25 protein-coding genes are annotated in these 24,158 nt (G+C 70.2%); 15 read left to right on the top strand and 10 right to left on the bottom strand.

The genetic code is table 11. From position 1 onward, the window contains the following. The first annotated feature begins 254 nt into the window (after positions 1-254). From fabG to ACWC1K_RS33875, 3 genes are all read left to right on the top strand, one after another. A complete protein-coding gene (fabG, locus tag ACWC1K_RS33885) occupies positions 255-974 on the top strand; it encodes a 3-oxoacyl-[acyl-carrier-protein] reductase (protein ID WP_450836760.1) in 720 nt (239 codons plus the stop codon). A gap of 5 nt (positions 975-979) precedes the next feature. Beyond that, the gene (gene fabI, locus ACWC1K_RS33880) at positions 980-1,747 is read left to right on the top strand and encodes an enoyl-ACP reductase FabI (RefSeq protein WP_450836759.1); all 768 of its coding nucleotides are present in this window, start codon (positions 980-982) and stop codon (positions 1,745-1,747) included. Between the two features lie 193 nt (positions 1,748-1,940). After that, a complete protein-coding gene (locus tag ACWC1K_RS33875) occupies positions 1,941-2,288 on the top strand; it encodes a hypothetical protein (protein ID WP_450836758.1) in 348 nt (115 codons plus the stop codon). Here ACWC1K_RS33875 and ACWC1K_RS33870 read toward each other — a convergent pair. After that, on the bottom strand, positions 2,269-2,958 hold the full coding sequence (locus tag ACWC1K_RS33870; protein ID WP_450836757.1) for a FadR/GntR family transcriptional regulator: 690 nt from the start codon (positions 2,956-2,958) through the stop codon (positions 2,269-2,271). The genes ACWC1K_RS33875 and ACWC1K_RS33870 overlap by 20 nt on opposite strands. Positions 2,959-3,028: 70 nt before the next feature. On the opposite strand from ACWC1K_RS33870, the gene ACWC1K_RS33865 reads away from it, so the two are divergent. From ACWC1K_RS33865 to ACWC1K_RS33850, 4 genes are all read left to right on the top strand, one after another. Next, positions 3,029-4,327, top strand: coding sequence for a CynX/NimT family MFS transporter (locus ACWC1K_RS33865; RefSeq protein WP_450836756.1), 1,299 nt, complete (start codon positions 3,029-3,031; stop codon positions 4,325-4,327). A gap of 43 nt (positions 4,328-4,370) precedes the next feature. Then, positions 4,371-4,487: an SGM_5486 family transporter-associated protein gene (locus tag ACWC1K_RS33860; protein WP_097262240.1), complete on the top strand. Its 117-nt coding sequence runs from the start codon at positions 4,371-4,373 to the stop codon at positions 4,485-4,487. Between the two features lie 171 nt (positions 4,488-4,658). After that, on the top strand, positions 4,659-4,865 hold the full coding sequence (locus ACWC1K_RS33855) for a hypothetical protein (RefSeq protein WP_450836755.1): 207 nt from the start codon (positions 4,659-4,661) through the stop codon (positions 4,863-4,865). Positions 4,866-4,930: 65 nt separating this feature from the next. Continuing rightward, entirely contained in the window at positions 4,931-5,449 is a 519-nt protein-coding gene (locus tag ACWC1K_RS33850; protein ID WP_450836754.1) for a SixA phosphatase family protein, read from the top strand. Positions 5,450-5,558: 109 nt separating this feature from the next. Here ACWC1K_RS33850 and serB read toward each other — a convergent pair whose 3' ends face one another. Both serB and ACWC1K_RS33840 read right to left on the bottom strand, forming a co-directional pair. Next, positions 5,559-6,773, bottom strand: a complete 1,215-nt coding sequence (gene serB, locus ACWC1K_RS33845; RefSeq protein WP_450836753.1) for a phosphoserine phosphatase SerB — start codon at positions 6,771-6,773, stop codon at positions 5,559-5,561. A 615-nt stretch (positions 6,774-7,388) separates the two neighbouring features. After that, positions 7,389-9,242: a streptophobe family protein gene (locus ACWC1K_RS33840; RefSeq protein WP_450836752.1), complete on the bottom strand. Its 1,854-nt coding sequence runs from the start codon at positions 9,240-9,242 to the stop codon at positions 7,389-7,391. A 241-nt stretch (positions 9,243-9,483) separates the two neighbouring features. Between ACWC1K_RS33840 and ACWC1K_RS33835 the strand changes: the two genes are divergently transcribed. After that, the gene (locus tag ACWC1K_RS33835; RefSeq protein WP_450836751.1) at positions 9,484-12,003 is read left to right on the top strand and encodes an FHA domain-containing protein; all 2,520 of its coding nucleotides are present in this window, start codon (positions 9,484-9,486) and stop codon (positions 12,001-12,003) included. A gap of 103 nt (positions 12,004-12,106) precedes the next feature. Here ACWC1K_RS33835 and ACWC1K_RS33830 read toward each other — a convergent pair whose 3' ends face one another. From ACWC1K_RS33830 to ACWC1K_RS33820, 3 genes are all read right to left on the bottom strand, one after another. Next, complete coding sequence (locus ACWC1K_RS33830) at positions 12,107-12,856, bottom strand: transglycosylase SLT domain-containing protein (RefSeq protein WP_450836750.1); 750 nt, start codon at positions 12,854-12,856, stop codon at positions 12,107-12,109. A gap of 340 nt (positions 12,857-13,196) precedes the next feature. Continuing rightward, positions 13,197-14,240: an S-adenosylmethionine:tRNA ribosyltransferase-isomerase gene (locus ACWC1K_RS33825; protein WP_450836749.1), complete on the bottom strand. Its 1,044-nt coding sequence runs from the start codon at positions 14,238-14,240 to the stop codon at positions 13,197-13,199. Continuing rightward, positions 14,237-14,935: an SDR family NAD(P)-dependent oxidoreductase gene (locus tag ACWC1K_RS33820; RefSeq protein WP_450836748.1), complete on the bottom strand. Its 699-nt coding sequence runs from the start codon at positions 14,933-14,935 to the stop codon at positions 14,237-14,239. Before ACWC1K_RS33820 ends, ACWC1K_RS33825 begins: the two co-directional genes overlap by 4 nt. Before the next feature lie 225 nt (positions 14,936-15,160). Between ACWC1K_RS33820 and ACWC1K_RS33815 the strand changes: the two genes are divergently transcribed. The 3 genes from ACWC1K_RS33815 (at position 15,161) to ACWC1K_RS33805 (ending at position 17,388) form a co-directional block, all read left to right on the top strand. Continuing rightward, complete coding sequence (locus tag ACWC1K_RS33815) at positions 15,161-16,339, top strand: GAF domain-containing sensor histidine kinase (RefSeq protein ID WP_450836747.1); 1,179 nt, start codon at positions 15,161-15,163, stop codon at positions 16,337-16,339. Further along, the gene (locus ACWC1K_RS33810) at positions 16,332-16,973 is read left to right on the top strand and encodes a response regulator (protein WP_450836746.1); all 642 of its coding nucleotides are present in this window, start codon (positions 16,332-16,334) and stop codon (positions 16,971-16,973) included. Before ACWC1K_RS33815 ends, ACWC1K_RS33810 begins: the two co-directional genes overlap by 8 nt. A 169-nt stretch (positions 16,974-17,142) precedes the next feature. Next, a complete protein-coding gene (locus ACWC1K_RS33805; RefSeq protein ID WP_450836745.1) occupies positions 17,143-17,388 on the top strand; it encodes a chaplin in 246 nt (81 codons plus the stop codon). A gap of 198 nt (positions 17,389-17,586) precedes the next feature. Here the strand turns inward: ACWC1K_RS33805 and ACWC1K_RS33800 are convergent, their stop codons facing one another. Then, complete coding sequence (locus ACWC1K_RS33800; RefSeq protein ID WP_450836744.1) at positions 17,587-18,375, bottom strand: hypothetical protein; 789 nt, start codon at positions 18,373-18,375, stop codon at positions 17,587-17,589. A 140-nt stretch (positions 18,376-18,515) separates the two neighbouring features. On the opposite strand from ACWC1K_RS33800, the gene ACWC1K_RS33795 reads away from it, so the two are divergent. From ACWC1K_RS33795 to ACWC1K_RS33785, 3 genes are all read left to right on the top strand, one after another. After that, the gene (locus tag ACWC1K_RS33795; protein WP_389082847.1) at positions 18,516-19,307 is read left to right on the top strand and encodes an ABC transporter ATP-binding protein; all 792 of its coding nucleotides are present in this window, start codon (positions 18,516-18,518) and stop codon (positions 19,305-19,307) included. Positions 19,308-19,400: 93 nt separating this feature from the next. Next, positions 19,401-19,832, top strand: coding sequence for an NfeD family protein (locus ACWC1K_RS33790; protein WP_450836743.1), 432 nt, complete (start codon positions 19,401-19,403; stop codon positions 19,830-19,832). Positions 19,833-19,963: 131 nt separating this feature from the next. Then, on the top strand, positions 19,964-20,908 hold the full coding sequence (locus tag ACWC1K_RS33785; protein WP_450836742.1) for an SPFH domain-containing protein: 945 nt from the start codon (positions 19,964-19,966) through the stop codon (positions 20,906-20,908). A gap of 62 nt (positions 20,909-20,970) precedes the next feature. On the opposite strand, the gene ACWC1K_RS33780 is transcribed toward ACWC1K_RS33785, so the two are convergent. The 3 genes from ACWC1K_RS33780 to ACWC1K_RS33770 all read right to left on the bottom strand — a co-directional run bounded on the left by ACWC1K_RS33780 (position 20,971) and on the right by ACWC1K_RS33770 (position 22,986). After that, complete coding sequence (locus tag ACWC1K_RS33780) at positions 20,971-21,477, bottom strand: HNH endonuclease (RefSeq protein ID WP_450836741.1); 507 nt, start codon at positions 21,475-21,477, stop codon at positions 20,971-20,973. A gap of 144 nt (positions 21,478-21,621) precedes the next feature. Next, on the bottom strand, positions 21,622-22,161 hold the full coding sequence (locus tag ACWC1K_RS33775; RefSeq protein WP_115908979.1) for a YbhB/YbcL family Raf kinase inhibitor-like protein: 540 nt from the start codon (positions 22,159-22,161) through the stop codon (positions 21,622-21,624). A 42-nt stretch (positions 22,162-22,203) separates the two neighbouring features. After that, entirely contained in the window at positions 22,204-22,986 is a 783-nt protein-coding gene (locus tag ACWC1K_RS33770; protein ID WP_450836740.1) for a sporulation protein, read from the bottom strand. A 137-nt stretch (positions 22,987-23,123) separates the two neighbouring features. Between ACWC1K_RS33770 and ACWC1K_RS33765 the strand changes: the two genes are divergently transcribed. Beyond that, positions 23,124-23,765 (top strand): DNA-3-methyladenine glycosylase, encoded by a 642-nt coding sequence (locus ACWC1K_RS33765; RefSeq protein WP_450836739.1) that lies wholly within the window; start codon positions 23,124-23,126, stop codon positions 23,763-23,765. The last annotated feature ends 393 nt before the right edge of the window (positions 23,766-24,158 follow it).

The raw sequence follows: 24,158 nt of genomic DNA, 5'->3' as shown, positions 1-24,158 counted from the left end.
AGGTCTCTCCTTGTTGTCGTGACCTGTGATCGGACCGGCGGTTGCTCCGATCATTTCGCGTGACCGGGCCGCGGACCACAGGTTTCGGGCCGGTACCGGGAACTTTCTGTAGGGACCCGACAGTGAGTCCCGTAAGCCACTGTCGGTGCCCGATTGTCCGCGGGAGCGCCTGGACCGATAGGTTTTCGAGGAAGCCGCCTGTCATCCAGGTGTTCGGGCGGGGGGTATCAGACCGCTATCGAAAGGGTGATCCGTTGAGCCGCTCGGTTCTCGTCACCGGAGGCAACCGGGGCATCGGCCTCGCCATCGCCCGCGCATTCGCCGACGCCGGCGACAAGGTCGCGATCACGTACCGCTCGGGTGAGCCGCCGGCCGCCCTTACGGAATTGGGCTGCCTCGCGGTGAAGTGCGACATCACCGACACCGAGCAGGTGGAGCAGGCCTACAAGGAGATCGAGGCCGAGCACGGCCCGGTCGAGGTGCTCATCGCCAACGCCGGCATCACCAAGGACCAGCTCCTGATGCGCATGTCCGAGGAGGACTTCACGTCCGTCCTCGACACCAACCTCACCGGCACCTTCCGCGTGGTCAAGCGCGCCAACCGCGGCATGCTGCGCGCCAAGAAGGGCCGCGTCGTCCTGATCTCCTCGGTCGTCGGCCTCTACGGCGGACCCGGCCAGGCCAACTACGCCGCCTCCAAGGCCGGCCTGGTCGGCTTCGCGCGCTCCCTCGCCCGTGAGCTGGGCTCGCGCAACATCACCTTCAACGTCGTCGCGCCCGGCTTCGTCGACACCGACATGACCAAGGTGCTCACCGACGAGCAGCGCGAGGGCATCGTCAAGCAGGTGCCGCTCGGCCGTTACGCGCAGCCGGAGGAGGTGGCCGCGACGGTGCGGTTCCTCGCCTCGGACGACGCCTCGTACATCACTGGAGCCGTCATCCCTGTTGACGGCGGACTGGGAATGGGTCACTGATCACCATGAGCGGAATTCTCGAGGGCAAGCGCGTCCTGATCACCGGTGTGCTGATGGAGTCCTCCATCGCCTTCCACGCCGCCAAGCTGGCCCAGGAGCAGGGCGCCGAGATCATCCTGACCGCGTTCCCGCGGCCCACGCTGACCGAGCGCATCGCCAAGAAGCTCCCCAAGCCCACCAAGGTCATCGAGCTCGACGTCACCAACGACGAGCACCTGGGCCGCCTGGCCGACCTGGTCGGCGAGGAGCTCGGCGGTCTCGACGGCGTCGTGCACTCCATCGGCTTCGCGCCGCAGGACGCGCTCGGCGGCAACTTCCTCAACACGCCGTTCGAGTCCGTGGCCACCGCCATGCACGTCTCGGCGTACTCCCTGAAGTCGCTGACCATGGCCTGTCTGCCGCTGATGCAGAACGGCGGCTCGGTCGTCGGCCTCACCTTCGACGCGCAGTACGCCTGGCCGCAGTACGACTGGATGGGCCCGGCGAAGGCCGCCCTGGAGGCCACCAGCCGCTATCTCGCGCGTGACCTGGGCAAGCAGAACATCCGCTGCAACCTGATCTCCGCGGGCCCGATCGGCTCCATGGCCGCCAAGTCCATCCCGGGCTTCAGCGACCTGGCCTCCGTGTGGGACAGCCGCTCCCCGCTGGAGTGGGACCTCAAGGACCCGGAGCCGGCCGGCAAGGGCATCGTCGCGCTGCTGAGCGACTGGTTCCCGAAGACCACGGGCGAGATCGTCCACGTGGACGGCGGTCTGCACGCCATCGGCGCCTGACGCTGCCGCTGAGCCAAGGCCGACACTGAGGGCCCGCACCCCGCCGGGTGCGGGCCCTCAGCGCGTGCCCGCCCTCGCCGAGATATCACCCGTTCGGGCTATGTGACCGGGCGGGCCGGCCCTGGACTGCGCACCCTGGAGTACGTGTTCAGCACGTGATTCCCTCCCCAGCGCGGCCGAGGAGGTCCCCCTTGTGCGCATCGTCCGCAACCTGGCCTCAGTGACCGTCGCCGTCGCTCTCGTGATGTCCCTGCCGTACGAGGCGATGCCCCACGCGCGCGTGAAGCCCGGGAAGCCGCCGGCGCCGCAGCTCTTCGGCGCGGAGTGCCGCACCAGGATCACCGGCTCCCGCGTGACCGCGTACTGCCACAACCCCTATCCGCAGACCGACGGCGTCAGCCTGCACGTCGAGTGCGCCCGCTGGTGGGACCTCGACACCGACGGCACTCCGGTCGACACAGAGCCGGCGATGACCGTACGCCTCACCGGCCGGTGCTGGAAGGAAGTCGGCTCGGTATGGATCAGTCACCAGCGGCGGTGAACCGCCCGGGACGGCACAGGAACGGATAGCTCGCCGCCTCCGCACCGGCCGCCTCGGCGTCGCCCGCGCGGATCGCGTCGACCAGGCGCGTGTGCTCCATGTACGTCTCCGGGGTGAGCTCCTGGCCGACGTCCTCGCGCAGCCAGTCCCGCAGCACCTCGCCGAGGTCCGCGTACATCGCGGTCATCACGTCGTTGTGCGAGGCCGCCACCACCGCCATGTGGAAGGTCGCGTCCGCCGTCACGAAGGTCTCCGTGTCGCCCGACCCCCAGGCCTCCTCGCGCCGCACCAGCAGCGCGTCCAGCTGCTTGAGCTCCTTCTCCGTGCGCCGCCCGGCGGCCAGCCTGGCGGCTGCCGACTCCAGCGTGGAGCGCAGCTCGGCGATGTGCCGCGGGTCCGCGTCGGCGAAGCGGCGGTGCATCACGCCCGCCAGCTCGCTCGTTGCCACGACATAGGTGCCCGAGCCCTGACGGATGTCCAGCAGGCCGTTGTGCGCGAGGGCGCGGACGGCCTCGCGGACCGTGTTCCGGGCCACCCCGAGTTGCTCGACCAGCTCGGGCTCCGTCGGGATGCGGGAGCCGACCGGCCACTCGCCCGAGGTGATCTCGTGCCGCAGCGCGGCGATGACCTGCTCGGACAGCGCGGAACGGCGGGGGTGACTCAGGGCCATGGCACACCTTCGCACGCGGCGGGCGGGTCCGTCCGACCCGGGGATGGACAACCAATCATCCAATGATTCTATGATGGACGGCATGGCAAGTGAGGAAACCCGGACGACGACGTTCACGACCGTGTCCAGTCCGGCCGCGGACGAGCCCCGACGACCCGCCACGCGCGCGTGGACGACGAGACTGCTCGTGCTCGGCATCGTCCTGTCGGCCCTCAACCTCCGCCCCGCCATCACCAGCCTGGGCGCGCTCCTCGAAGAGGTCCGCGACGGGCTCGGCATGAGCGGCAGCGTGGCCGGTCTGCTCACCTCCGTGCCCCCGCTCTGCTTCGCCGTCTTCGGCGTCACGGCCCCCCGCCTCGCCCGCCGCTTCGGACCGGGCGCGGTGGTGTGCGCGGGCATGACCGCCATCACCGCGGGCCTCTTCATACGGCCGTACGCGGGCGGCACGGCAGGCTTCCTGGCCGCCAGCGCGCTCGCCCTCATGGGCATCGCCGTCAGCAACGTCCTGATGCCGGTCATCGTCAAGCGCTGGTTCCCGGACCGGGTCGGCTCCATGACCGGCCTGTACTCGATGGCGCTGGCCCTGGGCACCGCCGCCGCGGCCGCGGTGACGGTGCCCATGACCGAGGCGCTGGGCGGCAGTTGGCAGTCGGGACTCACCGTGTGGGCGGCCCTCGCGGCGGCTGCCGTCCTGCCGTGGATCCCGTTCGTACGGCAGCGGGATGCGGCGCCCGCCGAGCAGCCGGCCGGGCGGCAGGAGCACGCGCGCGTGGAGGCGCCCGCGCTGCGGATCACCCGGAGCCGTACCGCTTGGGCGCTCGCCGTGTTCTTCGGGCTGCAGGCCACCGCCGCGTACATCACGATGGGCTGGATGGCGCAGATCTTCCGGGACGCGGGCGTGCCCGCGGGCACGGCGGGGCTGCTGCTCGCCGTCACCATGGTGATGGGCGTGCCTCTGGCCTTCGTCATCCCGCGCGTCGCCGCCCGGCTGCCCCACCAGGGGCCGATCGTGATCGCGCTGGGCGCCTGCGGCCTCGCCGGTTACGCCGGTCTGTACCTCGCACCGGCCGCCGGCGCCTGGGCCTGGGCGCTGCTGCTCGGCGTGTCCAACTGCGCCTTCCCGCTGGCCCTCACCATGGTCGGCATGCGGGCCAGGACCGGCGCGGGCGTAGCCCAGCTGTCTGCGTTCGCGCAGAGCACCGGCTATCTGATCTCCATCCCGGGCCCGCTGCTGGTGGGCGTGCTCTACCAGCACAGTGGCGGCTGGGGGCTGCCCATCGCGCTGATGGCCGCCCTGATGGTCCCGCAGATGGTCGTCGGCGTCCTGGCGGGACGCAACCGCACGGTGGAGGACGAGGCGGCCCGCTGACCCCGGCCCGACCGCGGCCGGCGCCGGGTGCGAGACTGGCCGTATGCCAGTGCTCGACCCGAACCCCCAGAACGGCCAGAAGAAGATGCTGCTCGTCTTCGGCTCGTTCCTCGCCATCTTCGTGATCATCGCCGTCATCGCGACGATCGCCTCGCCATGACCGTCCGCCGGGCGGCCCGATGGTGGGGCTAGCCCCCCCATCCCCTAGGGGGTGAGTGTCAGGGTCAACTGGGTGGATCTCCGGATGGGTTGAGGGCCTCGGATTCCGTAACTTCGAGGTGTGACCGCGAGCGGCGGATCACCCAAGACCCGAAGACCAGCGGAGGCACCCATGTCGGCCCAGTCGCACACCCGGCCCCACCCGGCGACCACGGCCGGCGTCGACATCAGGCTGCCCTGGTGGGCCCTCGTCCTGCCCACGCTCGCCTTCATCGTGCTGCTGGCTCTGATGCTGAACCCGTCGGACGCGCAGGCGGCGGCGGGTGACCCGGCGATCACCCACCTCTTCGAGCGGGCACAGCAGCTCATAGCCCGCTGAGCACCGGTTCGGCCGCCAGTCAACTCCCTGCGCCCCATGGCCTGTTTCATGCGAAGCTGGGTTCCATGAGCGTCGCAGAACCCCGCAGGATCGTCCTCTTCCGGCATGCGAAAGCCGACTGGCCACAGGTGACCGACCACGAGCGCCCCCTCGCTGAGCGGGGCCGCACGGACGCCGCAGTCGCCGGACGCAAGCTGGCCGACACCGGTATCCCCTTCGATCTGGCCCTGTGCTCCACCGCGATCCGGACCCGTGAGACCTGGAAGCTGGCCGTCCATGAATTCCCGCACCGGCCGAAAACCGTCTACGAGGAGCGGATCTACGAGGCCTCACCCGGCGAGCTGATCGCGCTGCTCAACGAGACCCCCGACGACGTGCAGAACGCCGTACTCATCGGCCACAACCCCGGTGTGCAGGGCCTCGCCGAGATCCTGGCCGGCTCCTCCGAGGGCGACGCCGGCGAGCGGTTGAACCGCCGCGGTTTCCCGGCCGCCGCCTTCGCCGTCCTCTCCTTCGAGGGGCCCTGGAAGAGCCTGGAGCCGGGCGTCGCCACGCTGCTGGACTACTGGGCGCCGACCGAGTAGCCGAGCCGGCGCATCCCTCAGACGACCGACGAAGCGAGCAGGCGACACCACGACCGAGGGGCCCGGCACCACCATGGTGCCGGGCCCCTCGACGTGCCGATGGGGGCGACTACTCCTCGTCGTGCGTGTCCGCGGCCTCGACCTCTTCGCGGGTGACGCCCAGCAGATACAGGACCGTGTCCAGGAAGGGCACGTTCACCGCGGTGTGCGCGGCCTCCCGTACGACGGGCTTGGCGTTGAAGGCGACACCGAGACCCGCCGCGTTGAGCATGTCCAGGTCGTTGGCGCCGTCGCCGATCGCCACGGTCTGGGCGAGCGGTACGCCCGCCTCCGCGGCGAACCGGCGCAGCAGCCGCGCCTTGCCCGCGCGGTCGACGATCTCGCCGGTGACCCTGCCGGTGAGCCTGCCGCCGACGATCTCCAGGGTGTTGGCCTGCGCGAAGTCGAGCCCCAGCCGCTCCTTGAGATCATCCGTGACCTGGGTGAACCCTCCGGAGACCACGCCCACTTGGTAGCCGAGCCGCTTGAGCGTACGGATCAGGGTCCGCGCCCCCGGCGTCAGCCGCACCTCGCTGCGCACCTTGTCCACCACGGACGCGTCGAGCCCCTCCAGGAGCGCCACGCGCGCGTGCAGCGACTGCTCGAAGTCCAGCTCTCCGCGCATCGCGGCGGCGGTGACCTCGGCGACCTTGTCCTCGCAGCCGGCGTGCGCCGCGAAGAGTTCGATCACCTCGTCCTGGATGAGCGTCGAGTCGACGTCCATGACGACCAGTCGCTGAGCCCGCCGGTGCAGGCCCGCCGCGACGACCGCCACATCGACACCCAGTGCCGCGGCGTCCGTCACCAGGGCGGTGCGCAGCGGCTCGGTCTCGACGCCGGACACCGCGAACTCGACGGCGGTGACCGGGTACTTGGCGAGGCGGAAGATGCGGTCGATGTTGCCTCCGGCGGAGGCGATCTTGGCGGCGATCCGGGCGGTCGCCTCCGCAGTGAGCGGGTGACCGAGAACCGTGACCAGTGAGCGTCCGAGGCCGCGCGGGCGGTTGTCGCCCCGCCCGGAGATGATCTCGGCCTGCATCTTCATCGACTCCGCCCAGCTGTGGACGGTGGCCCGCAGATCCCCTTCCAGCCCGTGGGGCGGCGGGGTCACGAGCGCGCACAGCGTGAGCCGGCCACGGGTGACGACCTGCTCGATGTCGACCACGTCGACGGAGTAGGCGGCGAGGGTGTCGAACAGGCCGGCCGTGATGCCCGGCCGGTCCTTGCCGAAGATCTTGACGAGGAGGGTGGGGACGTCAGAGGTCGAGGTCTGCGATGCGCTCATGGTGTACCCACCGTATCCGGCACCCAGTGCCGCCCGCCGCCGCGGTCCGCCTGCCGGACACGGAACACTGGGTGTCGAGCAGATGTCGAAGGCCTTACGGCCGGACCACTGGGCTGAGACGCCCCCGGCGGGCCCCTCGTCCCGGGCACGGCTCCTCGTTCCGGCGGCCTCCTCGTCTCGGGCACGGCTCCTCGTTCCGGCGGCCCTCTCGTCTCGGGCACGGCTCCTCGTTCCGGCGGCCTCCTCGTCTCGGGCACGGCTCCTCGTTCCGGCGGCCCTCTCGTCCCGGGCGGCCCCCTCGGCCCGGCCGCGGCGAATCCCGGCGGACGGCTCAGCGCGGCATACGTACGGCGGACAGCCCGGTACCGCCGGATGGCGATGCGTCCGGCTCAGCGTCCAATCGGCCGGTAGGCGGCTGACGCGTAGGCCACCTGGTGGTACCGGCCGCAGCCGCCGCGCCGGGTCCCGGCGAGTGCCGCTTGCGGCGCGTCGTGCCGGACGGCCCGGTCGCGTCGGGAGCGGTGTATCCCGCTCCGCCGCCTGGTCGGCGACCCCTGTCCCCCGAGCGGCACACGCGCGCCGGACTGCCCCGTTCCACGGCGGCCGACGTGTGCCTCAGGCGTCGCCCTTCGGCCGACCCGGAGGGGGCGGCGGCTGGGGCGGGGGCGGGCCCTCGTTCGGGCGGGGGTTCGGCCGGTTCCCGCGGCGGGGGCGGGGCGGGAGGCCGTCCATCGGACGCGCCACCGTCGGTGCGCCGTACACGTCGCTGTTGCCACGACCGGGTGGCGGCGAGCCGGCGGGCGGCCGTCCACGGCCGGGGGCACCCGGCGGCCCCTGCCGGTCCGGCGGTCGCGCGTCCTCAGGCTCCCGCAGCCCCTCCGGCAGCTGCAGATACGGATTGGTGGTGGGGTTCGGCGCCCGGTACGGCGTACTGGGCGTGTACGGCCCCGACGAGCCCCCGGCTTCGCGCACGTACTGCGGATACCCGGCGTCCCCGGCCGGCGCCCCCGCGCCCCCGTCGCTCAGCGCCAACGGCGCCGCCCGCCGCCCCGCCGCGCCGCTCGCCCACGCCAGCAACGCCCCGGCACCCCCCGCTCCCGCACCCCACAGGGCGCCCAGCAGCAGCGCGATGCCGAGGTGCCCGTGCAGCTCGATCCCGGCGCCGAACGCATCGAAGCCCAGCACCGACAGCGAGGCATCCACCGACACCTCCGTGAGCCACGCGAGCAGCGGCAGCGTCAGCGCCGTGACGATCCCCAGCCGCACCGCGCACCGCCCGGCGAAGGCGAGGGCGCCCGGACCTCGTACACCCGAGGAACCGGAAGCCGGTGAAGCCCCCGCCCCCACCGGCGTCCGCACCGCGGCCAGCACCCCCGCGAGCAGCATCATCACGGCCGCCGCCACCCCCAGCAGCCACACCCGCCCGTCCAGGTCGGCCAGCCGCCCCAGCGTCACCGACCGGTCGGTCTTCGCGGTGAGCAGGTTGTCCAGCGGATCCGGCAGGAACTTGGTCAGTACGCCGGTCGCCCTGCCGTCGAACGGCACGAACAGGCCGATGGGGATGCCCAGCCAGGTGCCGTTGGGCGCGCCCAGCAGCGCGGCGCCGAAGATCCGCTTCGGATGGTCGTCACCGATCGCCGCGTACGCCCCCGCCGCGAGGCTCGCCGCCACCGCCATCAGCATCACCGTGACGATCGCCGACGCCGCCGGCCGTACGACCCGGTGCACGGCCTCCCAGCCACGCGGCAGGGGAGTGCGGCGCGAGGCCAGCAGGGCGATCAGCAGGATGCCGGCCGACCAGCCGAGGCCGCCCAGTAGCGTGGGCGCGGTGTCGACGGTGAAACCGACCGCCGCCTTTGCGTGGATGAGGTTGCCGATGTTGTCCGGGAGCAGCCCGCCGATGTCCCCGATGTCGCCGAGACCCGGGATGTTGACGCCGCCCCCGTCCCCGCCGCCTCCGCCGGGCAGCTTGTCGAGTCCCAGCGAACCGCCGTCGATGGTGATGACGTCGTGCCCCGCCCAGGCCAGCCCGCCCAGCGTCGCCACGAACAGCGCCACCACCGTGCCCGCGCGCGCGAGGAGTTCGGCCGGCGCGATCACAACTCCCGCCGCCCGCAGGGACCGTAGGAAGAACCACGAGAGCAGGAGCGCCCCGACCAGGCTCACCCCCAATGGCGTGATCGTGACGGCCGTATGCGCCTGCGCGCCCTTCAGGCCGAACGCGGACACGTCGCCGGACGGCGTCACCGAACCACCCGCCCCAAGTGCCACCACGGCCGCGGTCATCGGCCCGAGCGAGCCCGACGCGTCCGCCTCCAGCAGATGCAGGCCGAGCGCCGCCGTACCCGCCATCCCGATCAACGCCCAGCTCACAGAGGCGATCGCGGACAGCAGGACATCTCCCCACGGCACCCTTGTGCCGCTCCCGGCGGACTCGACGCTCGACGACGTGCCCATGGACGCGCTCATGGCAGACCCCCCGATCCGCATTGCGGCACGGCGGCCGCGCATGTCCCCCTCGCGTGGATTACCACTCTCCGGGCCGTTTTCAACCCCGTCAACGGAACCGGCTGATGCGTATGCGCGTGATGGTTCACAAGGCCCGACTTTCGGTCAGGGGGGCGAGCCTGAAATAGTTCCCGACGATGTTCGACATCCCTAGACTCCCTGTGTTGGGGGTAACTCGGGGGACTACTCAGTGGGGCATGGAGTGCCGGAACTCGTACTGGAATTGAATGGACGTACCTGGACGCTCGACCCGTCCAGGCCGTACACCCTCGGACGTGATCCGCAGGGGGACATCGTGCTCGACGACGCCAGAGTGTCCTGGCGTCATGCCACGATCCGCTGGGGCGGCCGCAGTTGGGTCATCGAGGACCAGGGCTCCACCAACGGCACGTTCGTGCAGGGGCAGCGGATCCATCACATGGAGATCGGGCCCGGCTCCGCGGTGCACCTCGGCAACGCGACCGACGGCCCGCTGGTCAACGTCACCGGCGCGGCGGCCGCCGTCGCCCAGCCCCAGCAGCAGCCGTACGCCGCCCAGGGCGCGGGCCCCGGCTGGGCCCAGCAGGCACCGCAGCAGCAGACACCGCCGCAGCACCAGGCCCCGCAGCCCGGCTGGCAGCAGCCGCAGCAGGCCGCCGCGCCGATTCCGCAGCAGCAGGGCCCCGGTGCCGGCGCGGGGGCGCCGCCGGTCTACGGCGACCGCAGCCCCACCACGTTCCACCAGTTCTCCATCGGCCGCGTGATGCGCATCGGCCGTGCCCTGGAGAACGAGCTGGTCGTCTCCGACCTCCAGGTCTCCCGGCACCACGCCGAGTTCCACTCGACGCCCGACGGCCGCATGGAGATCCGCGACCTCGGCTCGCACAACGGCACCTACGTCAACGGCCAGCCGATCCCCAAGGGCGGCTCGGCGCTGCTCGGCCCGACCGACATCGTCGGCGTCGGCCACTCCACCTTCCGGATCGTCGGCGACCACCTCGAGGAGTTCGTCGACACCGGTGAGGTGTCCTTCTCGGCCCGCCACCTGACCGTCACGGTCGACGGCGGCAAGCAGATCCTCAAGGACGTCTCCTTCGGCGTCCCGGAGAAGTCCCTGATCGCGGTCATCGGCCCGTCCGGCTCGGGCAAGTCGACCCTGCTCAAGGCGCTCACCGGCTACCGCCCGGCCAACCAGGGCGACGTCCTCTACGACAACCGGAACCTGTACAAGCAGTTCGCCGAGCTGCGCCAGCGCATCGGTCTGGTCCCGCAGGACGACATCCTGCACAAGGAACTGACCGTCAAGAAGGCCCTCAAGTACGCGGCCAAGCTCCGCTTCCCCGCCGACACCACCGGCGCCGAGCGCGAGGCCCGCATAGACGAGGTGCTGCGCGAGCTGAAGCTGGACATCCACAAGGAGAAGAAGGTCACCTCCCTCTCCGGCGGCCAGCGCAAGCGCGTCTCGGTGGCCCTGGAGCTGCTCACCAAGCCCTCGCTGATCTTCCTCGACGAGCCCACCTCGGGTCTCGACCCGGGCATGGACCGCGACGTCATGCAGCTGCTGCGCGGCCTCGCCGACGACGGCCGTACGGTCCTCGTGGTCACCCACTCCGTGGCCGAGCTGGCGCTGTGCGACAAGCTCCTGGTGATGGCCCCGGGCGGCGCGGTCGCGTACTTCGGACCGCCGGAGGAGGCGCTGAACTTCTTCGGCTACGACACCTGGGCCGACGTCTTCTCCGCCTTCGAGAACTACCGCGACTACGACTGGGCCGGACGCTGGAAGGGCTCACAGCACTACCAGATGTACGCCGCGGACATCGACGCCGTTGCGCCACAGTCCGTACAGATGCCTCCGATGCAGGCGATGAAGCCGCCGAAGCCGCAGGGCTGGATGAGCCAGTTCGGCACCCTGGTGCGCCGTTATGTCTCGGTCATCGCCTCCGACAAGGGCTTCCTCGCCCTGACGGTGATCCTGCCGCTCGTCCTCGGCTCGGTGAGCCTGCTCATCGACTCGGGCAAGGACCTGCTGGTCAACACGGAGATCAACCCGACGACCCAGCAGCCGGTCCCGAACGGCACGGCCACCACCGTCCTGCTGATCCTCGCGGTCGGCGCCTGCTTCGCCGGCGCCGCCAACTCCGTCCGTGAGCTGATCAAGGAACGGGTCATCTACGAGCGGGAGCGCGCCACCGGCCTGTCCCGCTCCGCGTACCTGATGTCCAAGGTCTTCGTGCTCGGCTTCATCACGGTCCTGCAGGGTCTGATGGTCGGCATGATCGGCTTCGCCAGCCGGAAGATCCCGACGGAGGGCCTGGTCCTCAAGAATCTGCCGCTGCTCGAGCTCACCATCCCGGTCATGGCCCTGGGCTTCACCTCGATGATGTTCGGCCTGATCATCTCCGCACTGGTGAAGACCTCCGAGAAGACCATGCCGCTGCTGGTCATGTTCGCGATCGTCCAGGTCGTCTTCACCGGCTGCCTCTTCGCGCTGAACGGCGCGATCGGCGTCAACCAGTTCTCGTACCTGATGCCCTCGCGCTGGGCCGTCGCCGCCGCGGGCGCCACGCTCGACTTCAACCGGATCAGCCCGCCCGGCAAGGGCAAGCCCAACGACCCCCTGTGGGAGCACACCGTGGGCGCCTGGAGCATGGACATGATCGCCCTGATCGCGCTCGGTGTGATCTGCGCGTTCTTCGTGGCCCGCTTCCTGCGCCGCCACGAGCCGGAGGTCATGCGCAAGTAGCCGCGGTCCTACGACGCTCTCGTACGGCGTTTTCGTACGACGCGAAGGGCGGCACCCCTCGGGGGTGCCGCCCTTCGTTCACGTGAAGAGGTCCGCGCCGACCTCAGTACGCGCTGTTGACGTTGTCGATCGAGCCGTACTTGTCGGCCGCGTAGTTGGCGGCGGCGGTGATGTTGGCGACCGGGTCGTAGATGTTCCACGACGTGCCGTTCACGTGGTAAGCGTTGAAGGTCGGCGGGATGACCTGCAGCAGGCCCTTCGACGGGATGCCGTTGATGGCGTTGATGTCCCAGTCGTTGATGGCCATCGGGTTGCCCGAGGACTCCCGCATGATGTTGCGGTACAGGCCGTTGTAGCTGCCCGGTATGCCCTTGGCCTGCATGATGTCGAGCGCGTTCCTGATCCAGCCGTCGAGGTTGTTCGCGTAGGTCTTGGTGACCGGCTTGATCGCGGCACGGTGGGCGGACCGGCTCGCGGCCTCCTTCGCCTTGCGCGCGGCGGCGGCCTTCTTGGCCGCGGCCGCGGCGGCGGCCCTCTTCGCGGCGGCCTTCTTCGCGGCAGCCGCGGCGGCGGCCTTCTGCTTGGCCTCGGCCTTGGCCTTGATGTCCTGGGCCTTCAGGCTGGCACCGGCGAGCTGGTCGGTGACGCTGGCCTTGACGTCCTTGATCTGGTCGGAGCCGTACTCCACCTTGGCCGTCGAGACGGTGGCCTCGTTCGTGGTCGTCTCGGCGTTGCTGGGCACCGCGGAGAACGCGAGAGCGGCGGCACCGAGGGTGGCGACACCCGCCATCGCGACCTTCTGGTGACGGGTCAGCGAGCGACTGAGACGGCGAATGTTGGTGTTCTTGAGCATGGCAGACGGACCTCTTCGAATAGCGCGGAGGTCGCTCTCTGTCAGGCGGGGGACACGGGTCCTTCCCGCACAAACGCCGCGGGGGGAACCCGCGGCGCTGAGCGACGACAGCCATTCTTAGCGGCCGCAAAATGTCGTGGCAAAGGTGTGACGTACGATCCCCGGTAGTGGATCGGGCAAGGGCAAAAACGGACAGACTGGACTGTTCGTCCCGCTCATGAGGGGAGGGTTGTCTCCTATCGCCCTTCGTACGTGATCTGCGCCCTATGCGCGGGCTCACATCGACGCCGCAACAGTCTCACCATGAGTTGCTAGAGCGATTCACTGCGTGAGGGTCCTCCTACGGGAGGATGAGGTGGACGTCCCCGAACTCGTGCCACAGGTAGAGCCCGCGCAGCGCCTCCTCGTAGCTGCGGTCGATCGCGGCCCGACCGGCGATCGCCTCCAGCATCAGCAGATGCGAGGCCTCCGGCTCGTGCAGCCCGGTCAGCAGCCCGTCCACCACCCGTACCCCGCGCTCCGGGGTGACAACCAGATCCGTCCACCCTGCACGCGCGCGTACGACGCCGTCGGGCCCCGCCGCCGACTCGACGGCCCGGACAGCCGTCGTCCCGACCGCGACCACGCGTCCGTCGCCCGCCCGTACGGCATTGATCAGCCGGGCCGACGCCGCCGGCACCGAGAACCGCTCCGCATACGGCGGCTCGTGCGTCTCCGCCGAGGCCACCCCGGTGTGCAGGGTGACCGGTGCGAACTGCACACCCCGGCTCACCAGCTCCGCCACCAGCCTCGCCGTGAAGGGCCGCGCCGCACTCGGCATCTCCGCACTGCCGGTCCCGTCGGCGGACGGCAGCGCGAACACCGTCTGGTACACGGACAGCGGCTGATCCCGCTCCGTATAGGAGTAGCGAATGGGCCGCCCGTGCTCCCGCAGCAGCCCGAGGACCCCGGCCCCTGACGCACGCGCCCACCACAACCGGTCGCCGCGCGCGCTCAGCGGCTCCTCCAGGACGAGCCGTACGCCCCCGGGCAGCCGCACCTCCAGACCCGCAGGCCCGGCCGCACGCGCGCGCGTGGTGCCCTTCCCGTCCGGATCCCGCAGCTCGACCGCCCACCGCCCGTCGTCCCCGCGCGTGGAGAAGTGCACCACCACGCGCGCGTGCCCGGCCCACCCGTCCACGGCGGCGGCCAGCGTGGGCGAGGTGTTCACCACGAGCAGATCCCCGGCCCGCAGCAGCCGCGGCAGCTCCACGAACGCATGGTGCGACACCTCGGTCCCATGCGACACGAGCAGCCGTACGGCATCCCGGTCGAGCCCCGCCCCGCGCTGCTCGACCGGAATCCGGGCCGACAGCTCCTCCGGTACCTGCACCGCCACCGTCATCGCTGCCCCTCCAGCAGGGCCGGAGCCGCATAGCGGCCGCTCGCCGGGCGCTCGTCCAGCAGCCGCAGGAACGCCGGTACCACAGTCGCCGGTGCCGGCCGGGGATCACCGTCGTCCGGTACGGCCGCCGTATACAGGTCCGTGGCCATGTCCCCGGGGTCCACCGCCCAGACCCGCAACCCGGGCTCCTCCTCGCCGAGCACCGCCGCGAGATGGTCGAGCGCCGCCTTCGACGCCCCGTAGCCGCCCCACGTCTCATAGGCCTCGGCGGCCGCGTCCGAGCTGACCGCGATCACCGCGGCGGCCCCGGACGACCGAAGCAGCGGCAGCGCCTCCTGGACCAGGCCCAGTGCGGCCACCACGTTCACCTCCAGCGCCCGCCTGAACCCCTCCAGGGGCAGCTGCTCCAGCCGTACGAGCGGCTCGGCGCCCAGTGCGCTGGCGTTGTTCACCAGCAGATCGAGGCCGCCCAGTTTCCCCGCGGCCGCCACCAGCTCCGCCCGGTGAACGGCGTCCGTGACGTCGCCGGGCATGGCGCTCACGTGTGTGCCGTACGCGGACACGGCCTCGGCCGCCTCGGTGAGAGTCCCCTCCGTCCTCGCGTCGAGCACCAGATCCCAGCCGCGTGCGGCCAGTGCCTCGGCCAGCGCCCTCCCCAGCCCCTTCGAAGCCCCTGTGATGATCGCTACCGGCATGACACGTCCCCTCGTCTCACCCGCCCGTCCTTCGGCGGTGACCTCAACCTAGGAACCGCGCCGCCCACCCCGCCTCGGACGCGGGCCCCAACCAGCCGGGGTCCTTCGGACTAAGCCGCCCGTCCCGGCCCCCGGACCTAGTCCGCCCGCCCTAGGCCCACCGGCGCAGCCCGCGCCGCCACAGGTCCGATCCGCGTTGTCACACCTCGCCGGTACCTTGAGGGCATGAGTCACGGCCCCCGGTCCGGCCTCACCGCGGTGAGTTCCGCGCTGCTGGCCATGAGCAGGCATCTCGAGGTGCGCGACGTCCTCAAGACGATCGTCGCCTCGGCCCGCGAGCTGCTCGACGCGCAGTACGCCGCCCTCGGCGTCCCCGACGACCATGGCGGCTTCGCCCAGTTCGTCGTCGACGGCGTGAGCGACGCCCAGTGGAAGGCCATCGGCCCGCTCCCGCGCCAGCACGGCATCCTCGCCGCGATGCTGCAGGAAGCGAAGATCGAGCGCCTCGCCGACGTCCGCAAGGACCCACGCTTCGAAGGCTGGCCCTCCGCCCACCCGGACATGTCCGACTTCCTGGGCCTGCCCATCAGGGACGGCGACGAGGTCATCGGCGCGCTGTTCCTCGCCAACAAGCTGCGCCCTGTGGGGGGAAGCCCCCCACACCCCCCCTGCCCGAAGCCGGAAGGCAGCTGCGGCTTCACCGAGGAGGACGAGGAACTCCTCGCCATCCTCGCCCAGCACGCCGCGATCGCCCTCACCAACGCCCGCCTGTACGAGCGCAGCCGCGAGCTGACCATCGCCGAGGAGCGCTCCCGCCTCGCCCACGAGCTGCACGACGCGGTCAGCCAGAAGCTCTTCTCGCTGCGCCTGACCGCACAGGCCGCCGCCGCCCTCGTCGACCGCGACCCCTCGCGTGCCAAGGGCGAGCTGCAACAGGTGGCCGCGCTGGCCGCCGAGGCCGCCGACGAACTGCGCGCCGCCGTCGTGGAACTGCGCCCCGCGGCCCTGGACGAGGACGGGCTGGTCGCCACCCTGCGCACCCAGATCCAGGTCCTCGACCGCGCCCACACCGCGCGGGTGACCTTCGGCATCTGTGGGGTGCGCGCCCTGCCCGCCGCCCAGGAGGAGGCCGTCCTGCGCGTCGCCCAGGAGGCCCTGCACAACGCCCTGCGGCACTCCGGGGCACGGCAGGTGGACGTGACCCTGGCCCGCCGCGACGGCGGGACGGTCCTGCGCGTCACCGACGACGGCAGCGGCTTCGACCCGAAGTCGATACGCCGCGCGGGACGCCACCTGGGCCTGGTGTCCATGCGGGACCGCGCGAGCGGGGTCGGCGGCGTGCTGACCGTCGAATCGGCGCCCGGAAAGGGCACCACGATCGAGATGGAGGTCCCCGGTGGCTGACACAATCAAGGTGCTGCTCGTCGACGACCACCAGGTGGTCCGCCGCGGCCTGCGCACGTTCCTCGAGGTGCAGGACGACATCGAGGTCGTGGGCGAGGCGGCCGACGGCGCCGAAGGGGTCGCCCGCGCCGAGGAACTGCAGCCCGACGTCGTGCTGATGGACGTCAAGATGCCCGGCATGGACGGCGTCGACGCCCTGCGCAGACTCCGCGAGCTGAACAATCCGGCGCGCGTGCTGATCGTCACCAGCTTCACCGAACAGCGGACGGTGGTCCCGGCCCTGCGCGCGGGCGCCGCCGGATACGTCTACAAGGACGTGGACCCGGACGCCCTGGCCGGCGCCATCCGCTCCGTCCACGCCGGGCACATCCTGCTCCAGCCCGAGGTCGCGGGCGCCCTGCTCTCCCAGGAGGAGGCCAACTCGGGCCAGGGGCGCGGTGGTTCGCTCACGGAGCGGGAGCGCGAGGTGCTGGCCCTGATAGCGGACGGCCGCTCGAACCGCGAGATCGCGCGCGCCCTCGTCCTGTCCGAGAAGACAGTGAAGACCCATGTCTCGAACATCCTGATGAAGCTCGACCTGGCGGACCGCACCCAGGCGGCGCTGTGGGCCGTGCGCCACGGCGTGACCGGCTGAAACACGCCGAGCCCCGGGACGCCACGGCAATACGGAGGGTTCCGCTCCGGACTGAGATTCATACCGTCGTGGGAATGTCCCCCGGATGGCGCATCCTCCGTGGATCTCCGCCGTTCTTCAGTGCGTGCTGCGGCGATTGCCGCGGCAACCGCTAGGGAGGGCTTGGAAAGTGAAGAACCTGAAGAAGGCAGCGGCTGTGACGATGGTGGCCGGCGGTCTGCTCGCCGCTGGAGCCGGAATGGCCTCCGCCACCGGCGGTGCGCACGCCGACGGGACGGCCGTGGGCTCGCCGGGCATCGTCTCGGGCAACGTGGTCCAGGCCCCGGTGCACGTGCCGGTGAACGTCTCGGGCAACAGTGTGAACGTCGTCGGCGTGCTGAACCCCGCCTTCGGCAACCTGGCCGTCAACCACTGACGCAGGCCACACCGCATGCACTGATTCCGGCCTCCCGGGCATCCCGGGAGGCCGGTCAGTATTTCACGGCGCCGGCCGGGGTTTGTCTTTCAGCCCGTCCGGCGTTTGAGGACGAGGCCGTTCAGGCCGACACGGGGGCCTGGGGGCAGAGCCCCCAGACACGCCCACACAGACCCCCCGCCCCAAAGAACCCAACGCTCACCGCACCCCCCGCTCCCGCTCCTCCACAACGGAGTTGTACGCGGCGACCTGCGCCCGCCGAGCCGTCCGCTCCACCGGCCGCAGCGCCTCGGTCCGCGCCCCCATCTCACCGGCGCTCACCGCACCCCCGTGCCCGTTGCCCTGAGCAAGGGAAATCAACAGCCCCACCCGCTGCGCCAGCTCCAGCACCCGCACCGCCCGCGGCGGATAACCCGGCGCCAGCACCTCCCGCCCCCGCTCGGCCCGCGCCCGGTACGCATCGATCGCCGCCTCCGCCACCGGCCCCGACCCGGCGACGTCCAGCCGCGCCAGCACCTCCGTCGCCTCCCGCAACGCCTCCGCCAGCTCCCGCTCGGCCTCACCCAGCGAGGGCACATCGGCTGGCGGAGCCTCCCGCACCGGCAGACAGCGCCAGACGACCTCCACATGCACATCGCCGTCGGGCCCGGCCTCGTACACCTCCGGCACCAACCCGAACGCGGCGCCATGGCAGAGCACCGCCTCCTCGGCGTCCATCGCCCGCGCATTGAAATCCGGCGGCCCGCTCAGCCCCAGCGGATGCCCCGGCGCGGGCAACGCGACCCGCAGTCCCGTGACGCCGAGCGCCCTCAGCCGGCCCAGCGCCAGCGTGAGCCCGACGGGCGCCGACTCACCGGGCAGCCCCTCCATGCGATGCACGGCATCGTCCCCGACGATCGCCAGCACGGCGTCGTCCGGCGAGACAAGTCCGGCCAAAAGGGCGTTTCCCCAAGCGGCAAAGCGTCCTGAACGCGGTTCCGAGAGCATGCCTCCACCCTAAGGACCGGACCGATGGAATGGGCCGGGCGGCCGGTGGCGTAGATTTCATCGAGGGCTGCGCCCGAAAGCGCGCACGCGACAGCCGAGACGCCGAGACCGGTCACACTGCAAGGGGAGACAACGCGCTCATGAGCGATGTTCTGGAGCTTCAGGACGTATCCGTGGTCCGGGAGGGCCGGGCTCTGGTGGACCAGGTCTCCTGGTCGGTGAAGGAAGGCGAGCGCTGGGTCATCCTCGGCCCCAACGGCGCCGGCAAGACGACCCTTCTGAACGTCGCCTCCAGCTACCTCTTCCCCAGCAACGGCACCGCCTCCATCCTCGGCGAGACCCTCGGCAAGGTCGACGTCTTCGAGCTGCGCCCCCGCATCGGCATGGCCGGCATCGCCATGGCAGACAAGCTCCCCAAGCGCCAGACCGTCCTGCAGACCGTGCTCACCGCCGCCTACGGCATGACCGCCGGCTGGCACGAGGACTACGAGGACATCGACGAGCAGCGCGCCCGTGCCTTCCTCGACCGCCTCGGCATGACCGAGTACGTGGACCGCAAGTTCGGCACCCTCTCCGAGGGCGAGCGCAAGCGCACCCTCATCGCCCGCGCGCTCATGACCGACCCCGAGCTCCTGCTCCTCGACGAGCCCGCCGCCGGCCTCGACCTCGGCGGCCGCGAGGACCTGGTCCGCCGCCTCGGCCGCCTCGCCCGCGACCCGATCGCCCCCTCGATGATCATGGTGACCCACCATGTCGAGGAGATCGCCCCCGGCTTCACCCACGTCCTGATGATCCGTCAGGGCAAGGTCCTCGCCGCCGGCCCGCTGGAACTCGAGCTCACCTCCCGCAACCTCTCTCTCTGCTTCGGCCTCCCGCTCGTCGTCGAACAGGTCGGCGACCGCTGGACCGCCCAGGGCCTGCCGCTGTCCTGACTGTGTGAAGCCCGCGCGAAAACACGGGCAAGAAGCCCACCCAGCCACATCGCGCCCTGTCCGAGGCAGGACCCGCGGTCCTACCATGACCATGTGAACGACATCGACGCATGGGTGTGGTGGCTCGTCGGCGCGGCTGCGCTCGGAATCCCGCTCGTGGTGACCGCGATGCCGGAGTTCGGCATGCTCGCGGTGGGCGCCGTCGCCGCCGCCGTCATGGCAGGAATGGGCTTCGGTGCCGTGGCCCAGGTACTCGCCTTCGTCGTCGTCTCGGTCGCCCTCATCGCCGTGGTACGCCCCATCGCGGTCCGGCACAGCGCGCAACGCCCCCAACTCGCCACGGGAGTCGAGGCGTTGAAGGGCAAACAGGCCGTCGTGCTCGAGCGCGTCGACGGCTCCGGAGGCCGGATCAAGCTGGCCGGCGAGGTCTGGTCGGCGCGCTCGCTCGACGCCGACAGCGCCTACGAAGTGGGGCAGGAAGTGGATGTCGTGGAGATCGAAGGGGCCACCGCGATCGTCATCTGACCTCGTACGACTCAACTGAAGCGAACAGCCCACGAGTTGTGCGACGGTCTGTCAGACTCGACCAGCAAGATCTTCAACAACCATAAGATCTTCCGAAAGCGCCGAGGCGGAGAAGGGTACGGGGAACGACGATGGAACCGGTCATCATCGTCCTGATCATTCTGGTGGTGTTGGTCTTCATCGCCCTGATCAGGACAATCCAAGTCATCCCACAGGCCAGCGCCGCCATCGTGGAGCGCTTCGGCCGCTACACGCGGACGCTGAACGCGGGCCTCAACATCGTCGTCCCGTTCATCGACACCATCCGCAACCGCATCGACCTGCGCGAACAGGTCGTACCGTTCCCGCCGCAGCCGGTGATCACCCAGGACAACCTGGTCGTCAACATCGACACGGTCATCTATTACCAGGTGACCGACGCCCGGGCCGCGACCTACGAAGTCGCCAGCTACATCCAGGCGATCGAGCAGCTCACCGTCACCACGCTCCGCAACATCATCGGTGGCATGGACCTCGAGCGGACCCTGACCTCCCGCGAGGAGATCAACGCGGCCCTGCGCGGAGTCCTCGACGAGGCCACCGGCAAGTGGGGCATCCGCGTCAACCGCGTCGAGCTCAAGGCCATCGAACCGCCCACCTCCATCCAGGACTCGATGGAGAAGCAGATGCGCGCCGACCGTGACAAGCGCGCCGCGATCCTCACCGCCGAAGGTACGCGCCAGGCCGCCATCCTCACCGCCGAAGGTGAGAAGCAGTCCCAGATCCTGCGCGCCGAGGGTGAGGCCAAGGCCGCCGCCCTGCGCGCCGAGGGCGAAGCCCAGGCGATCCGCACGGTCTTCGAGTCCATCCACGCCGGCGACCCCGACCAGAAGCTCCTCAGCTACCAGTACCTCCAGATGCTCCCGAAGATCGCCGAGGGCGACGCCAACAAGCTCTGGATCGTCCCCAGCGAAATCGGCGACGCCCTCAAGGGCCTCTCCGGCGCCATGGGCAACTTCGGCCCGTTCGGCGGCAACTCAGGCGGCGGAGGCTCGGAGAAGGCCCCGGATCGCCGAGAGAAGCCGTCGATCGACTGACGTCTCTGTACGACACTGGGGCTCACCTCCGTCGGGAGGTGAGCCCCAGTCCCGTGTACGGCCTAGGCGGCGGGCTGAGCCAGCCAGTCGGGCAGCGCCTCGAAGTCCTCGGCCCCCAGCGTCAGCAGCATCGCATTCTGCGGCGTCGGCTCGAACGGCTGCCGCAGCAACGGCATACCCGCCTGCTCCGGAGTCCGGTCCGCCTTGCGGTGGTTGTCCTCCGCACACGAGGCCACCGTGTTCAGCCACGAGTCCTGACCGCCCTGCGCCCGAGGCACAACATGGTCCACGGTGGTCGCCCGCCGACCGCAGTACGCGCACCGGTGCCGGTCCCTGATCAGCACACCCCGCCTCGACCACGGTGCTTGTCTTCGGAACGGCACCCTCACGTACCGGCACAACCGGATCACCCGGGGCACGGGTATGTCGACCGCGGCTCCACGCATGCGCAGTTCGGGGTGGGCCTGCTCGACAACGGCCTTGTCCTGCAGCACCAGAACGACGGCTCGATTCAACGTCACCGTCGACAGCGGCTCGAAGCTCGCATTCAGTACCAGCGTGTCCCGCATCCCAGCCCACCTCCCGTGCAGTCGGCCCACCCCCTGGCGGGCTTGGATCAACTCTGGCCGGGCACGCCGAGATGGACAACGCAATAAAAACTGCCCGCCCCTGATCAATTCCAAGACCAGAGGCGGGCAAACGTTCCATGAACGTCAGTCTTCGGCGGGCACCTCGTACTCACCGATCAGCTGGGCACGCGCGATCGCGTGGAACCGCAGATTGAAACCGATGACGGCGGGAGAGGCATCGGAGTCCGGACCCAACTTCTCCTGATCCACGGCGTACACCGTGAACACATACCGGTGCGGCCCGTCCCCGGGCGGCGGAGCGGCCCCGCCGAAGTCCTTGCTCCCGTAGTCGTTGCGCACCTGCACGGCACCCTCGGGGAGCCCCTCGAACTTGCCGCTGCCCGCACCGGCCGGCAGCTCGGTCACCGAGGCCGGGATGTCGAAGACGGTCCAGTGCCAGAACCCGCTGCCGGTGGGGGCATCCGGGTCGTAGCAGGTCACGGCGAAGCTCTTGGTCTCGGCGGGGAAACCCTCCCACCGCAGCTGCGGCGAGGTGTTGCCGCCCGCGTAGACCTGAGCATCCTTGAGCGTGGCGCCCTCCTCGACGTCCTCACTCGTCACCGTGAACGACGGCACGGGCGGATGGAAGTCATGGGGGAGCGGCCGCCGCTTGAGCTCGGTCACCTCGGTACCTCCTGATCGATGACGGAATCAGCAGTTCCGAGCCTAGAACCAGTTGCGCTTGCTGCCGACCTCGGACAGCCACTGGTTGAGGTACGCCGCCCAGTCGGTCCCGTAGAAGTCCTGCAGACCCACCTGGAAGGACCGGAACGTGTCACTGCCCTCGCTGAACAGACCGGGCTTCTTGTCCATCTCCAGGATGACGTCCATGGCGTGCTCGTCGGCCACGAAGCTCAACTCGACCTGGTTCAGCCCGCGGTACTGCGACGGCGGGAAGAACTCGATCTCCTGGTAGAACGGCAGCTTCTGCCGCGTGCCCCGGATGTGTCCGCGCTCCATGTCCGCGTTCTTGAAGCGGAAGCCCAGCTGGATGAACGCGTCCAGGATCGCCTTCTGCGCCGGCAGCGGGTGCACATTGATCGGGTCCAGGTCACCGGAGTCGATGGCCCGCGCGATCGCCAGCTCCGTGGTGACACCGATGTGCATCCCGCGCAGCGCCTGCCCGTCGATCATCGTGACCGGCGTCTCCCAGGGAATCTCGAGCCCGAACGGCACCGCGTGCACGGCCCCGGCCTGCAGCTCGAAGGCGCCACCGAGCTGCACCTTGGTGAACTCGATGTTCTGCTTGTACTCCTCGTCGCCGCTCTCGACCTCGACCTTGGCCTGCAGCCCGACCGACAGGCCCTCGATGTCCTGGTTCACGGACCCGCCCTGGATCCGCACCTCACCCTGGACGACGCCGCCCGGAACGACGTTGACCTCGGTCAGCACCGTCTCGACCGAAGCTCCGCCGGCCCCCAGGCTCGCGAGCAGCTTCTTGAACGCCATGTCTCTCCCTATACGTGTGGACCCTTGATCCCTACAAACGCGATCCGGGTACGGCCGGTTCCGCCCCACACCCTGGCAAGGAGAGGGAACCTTGACCAGCCCTTGGTCTCCACCCGTCTGGACTAGGCTCGTGCCCCATGATCGCGCCACCGGACCGTACGCCACTCGCCAGGGAGTTCTTCGACCGCCCCGTCCTGGAAGTCGCCCCCGACCTCCTGGGCCGCATCCTCGTGCGTACGACACCGGAGGGTCCGATCGCCCTGCGCCTCACGGAGGTCGAGGCCTACGACGGCCCGAACGACCCCGGCTCCCACGCCTATCGCGGCCGCACGGCCCGAAACGGCGTGATGTTCGGTCCGCCCGGGCATGTATACGTCTACTTCACCTACGGCATGTGGTTCTGCATGAACCTGGTCTGCGGCCCCGAAGGGAAGGCGAGCGCGGTCCTGCTCCGAGCCGGCGAGGTCATCGAGGGCGCCGAGCTCGCCCGCAAACGTCGACTCTCGGCCCGAAATGACAAGGAACTGGCCAAAGGGCCTGCCCGCCTTGCCACGGCCCTGGACGTGGCCCGTGATCTTGACGGCACGGACGCCTGCGCCCCGGGGCACGCCCCCTTGAAGATCCTGACGGGCGCAGCCGTCGCCCCCGACCAGGTACTCAACGGTCCACGCACCGGCGTGGCAGGTGACGGGGGCGTCCACCCGTGGCGCTTCTGGATCGCCAACGACCCGACGGTGAGCCCCTACAGGGCCCACGTTCCGAGGCGCCGCTCAAGTTGACGCGTCCCTGGAAGCTGCGTAATGTAGCCCGAGCCGCTTGAACCGGGTACGGCAATCGCCAGCAGCCGGAAGCGGCCAAACCACTACCTACGATCGCCCCTTGGCGGGGTCGAATTCGGCGTGCCTGCATGCCTGAATTCGGACTCGCGGAACTCGATTATGAGTTTGTCGGGGGACTCGGTTAACGTAGTGAATGTCGAAAGGCCCCGCCGACAGGGAATCAGGCCCGAAAGGATCTGATAGAGTCGGAAGCGCCGGAAAGGGAAACGCGAAAGCGGGAACCTGGAAAGCACCGAGAAAATCGGATCGGGAAACGGTCTGATAGAGTCGGAAACGCAAGACCGAAGGGAAACTGCCCGGAGGAAAGCCCGAGAGGGTGAGTACAAAGGAAGC

The organism is Streptomyces sp. NPDC001492 (assembly GCF_053597275.1).
Note: the sequence above shows the minus strand (reverse complement) of the source record. Positions and strands in the feature narration are given on the sequence as shown.

Bases quoted from the DNA above. Each gene is read 5' to 3' on its own strand.
- ACWC1K_RS33840 (WP_450836752.1), bottom strand. From the start codon at position 9,242: ATGAGCGCGTCCATGGGCACGTCGTCGAGCGTCGAGTCCGCCGGGAGC.
- ACWC1K_RS33795 (WP_389082847.1), top strand. From the start codon at position 18,516: ATGAGCGATGTTCTGGAGCTTCAGGACGTATCCGTGGTCCGGGAGGGC.
- ACWC1K_RS33820 (WP_450836748.1), bottom strand. From the start codon at position 14,935: ATGCCGGTAGCGATCATCACAGGGGCTTCGAAGGGGCTGGGGAGGGCG.
- ACWC1K_RS33815 (WP_450836747.1), top strand. From the start codon at position 15,161: ATGAGTCACGGCCCCCGGTCCGGCCTCACCGCGGTGAGTTCCGCGCTG.
- fabI (WP_450836759.1), top strand. From the start codon at position 980: ATGAGCGGAATTCTCGAGGGCAAGCGCGTCCTGATCACCGGTGTGCTG.
- ACWC1K_RS33865 (WP_450836756.1), top strand. From the start codon at position 3,029: ATGATGGACGGCATGGCAAGTGAGGAAACCCGGACGACGACGTTCACG.
- ACWC1K_RS33785 (WP_450836742.1), top strand. From the start codon at position 19,964: ATGGAACCGGTCATCATCGTCCTGATCATTCTGGTGGTGTTGGTCTTC.
- ACWC1K_RS33860 (WP_097262240.1), top strand. From the start codon at position 4,371: ATGCCAGTGCTCGACCCGAACCCCCAGAACGGCCAGAAGAAGATGCTG.
- ACWC1K_RS33765 (WP_450836739.1), top strand. From the start codon at position 23,124: ATGATCGCGCCACCGGACCGTACGCCACTCGCCAGGGAGTTCTTCGAC.
- ACWC1K_RS33870 (WP_450836757.1), bottom strand. From the start codon at position 2,958: ATGGCCCTGAGTCACCCCCGCCGTTCCGCGCTGTCCGAGCAGGTCATC.
- serB (WP_450836753.1), bottom strand. From the start codon at position 6,773: ATGAGCGCATCGCAGACCTCGACCTCTGACGTCCCCACCCTCCTCGTC.
- ACWC1K_RS33855 (WP_450836755.1), top strand. From the start codon at position 4,659: ATGTCGGCCCAGTCGCACACCCGGCCCCACCCGGCGACCACGGCCGGC.
- ACWC1K_RS33770 (WP_450836740.1), bottom strand. From the start codon at position 22,986: ATGGCGTTCAAGAAGCTGCTCGCGAGCCTGGGGGCCGGCGGAGCTTCG.
- ACWC1K_RS33780 (WP_450836741.1), bottom strand. From the start codon at position 21,477: ATGCGGGACACGCTGGTACTGAATGCGAGCTTCGAGCCGCTGTCGACG.
- ACWC1K_RS33825 (WP_450836749.1), bottom strand. From the start codon at position 14,240: ATGACGGTGGCGGTGCAGGTACCGGAGGAGCTGTCGGCCCGGATTCCG.
- ACWC1K_RS33830 (WP_450836750.1), bottom strand. From the start codon at position 12,856: ATGCTCAAGAACACCAACATTCGCCGTCTCAGTCGCTCGCTGACCCGT.
- ACWC1K_RS33850 (WP_450836754.1), top strand. From the start codon at position 4,931: ATGAGCGTCGCAGAACCCCGCAGGATCGTCCTCTTCCGGCATGCGAAA.
- ACWC1K_RS33800 (WP_450836744.1), bottom strand. From the start codon at position 18,375: ATGCTCTCGGAACCGCGTTCAGGACGCTTTGCCGCTTGGGGAAACGCC.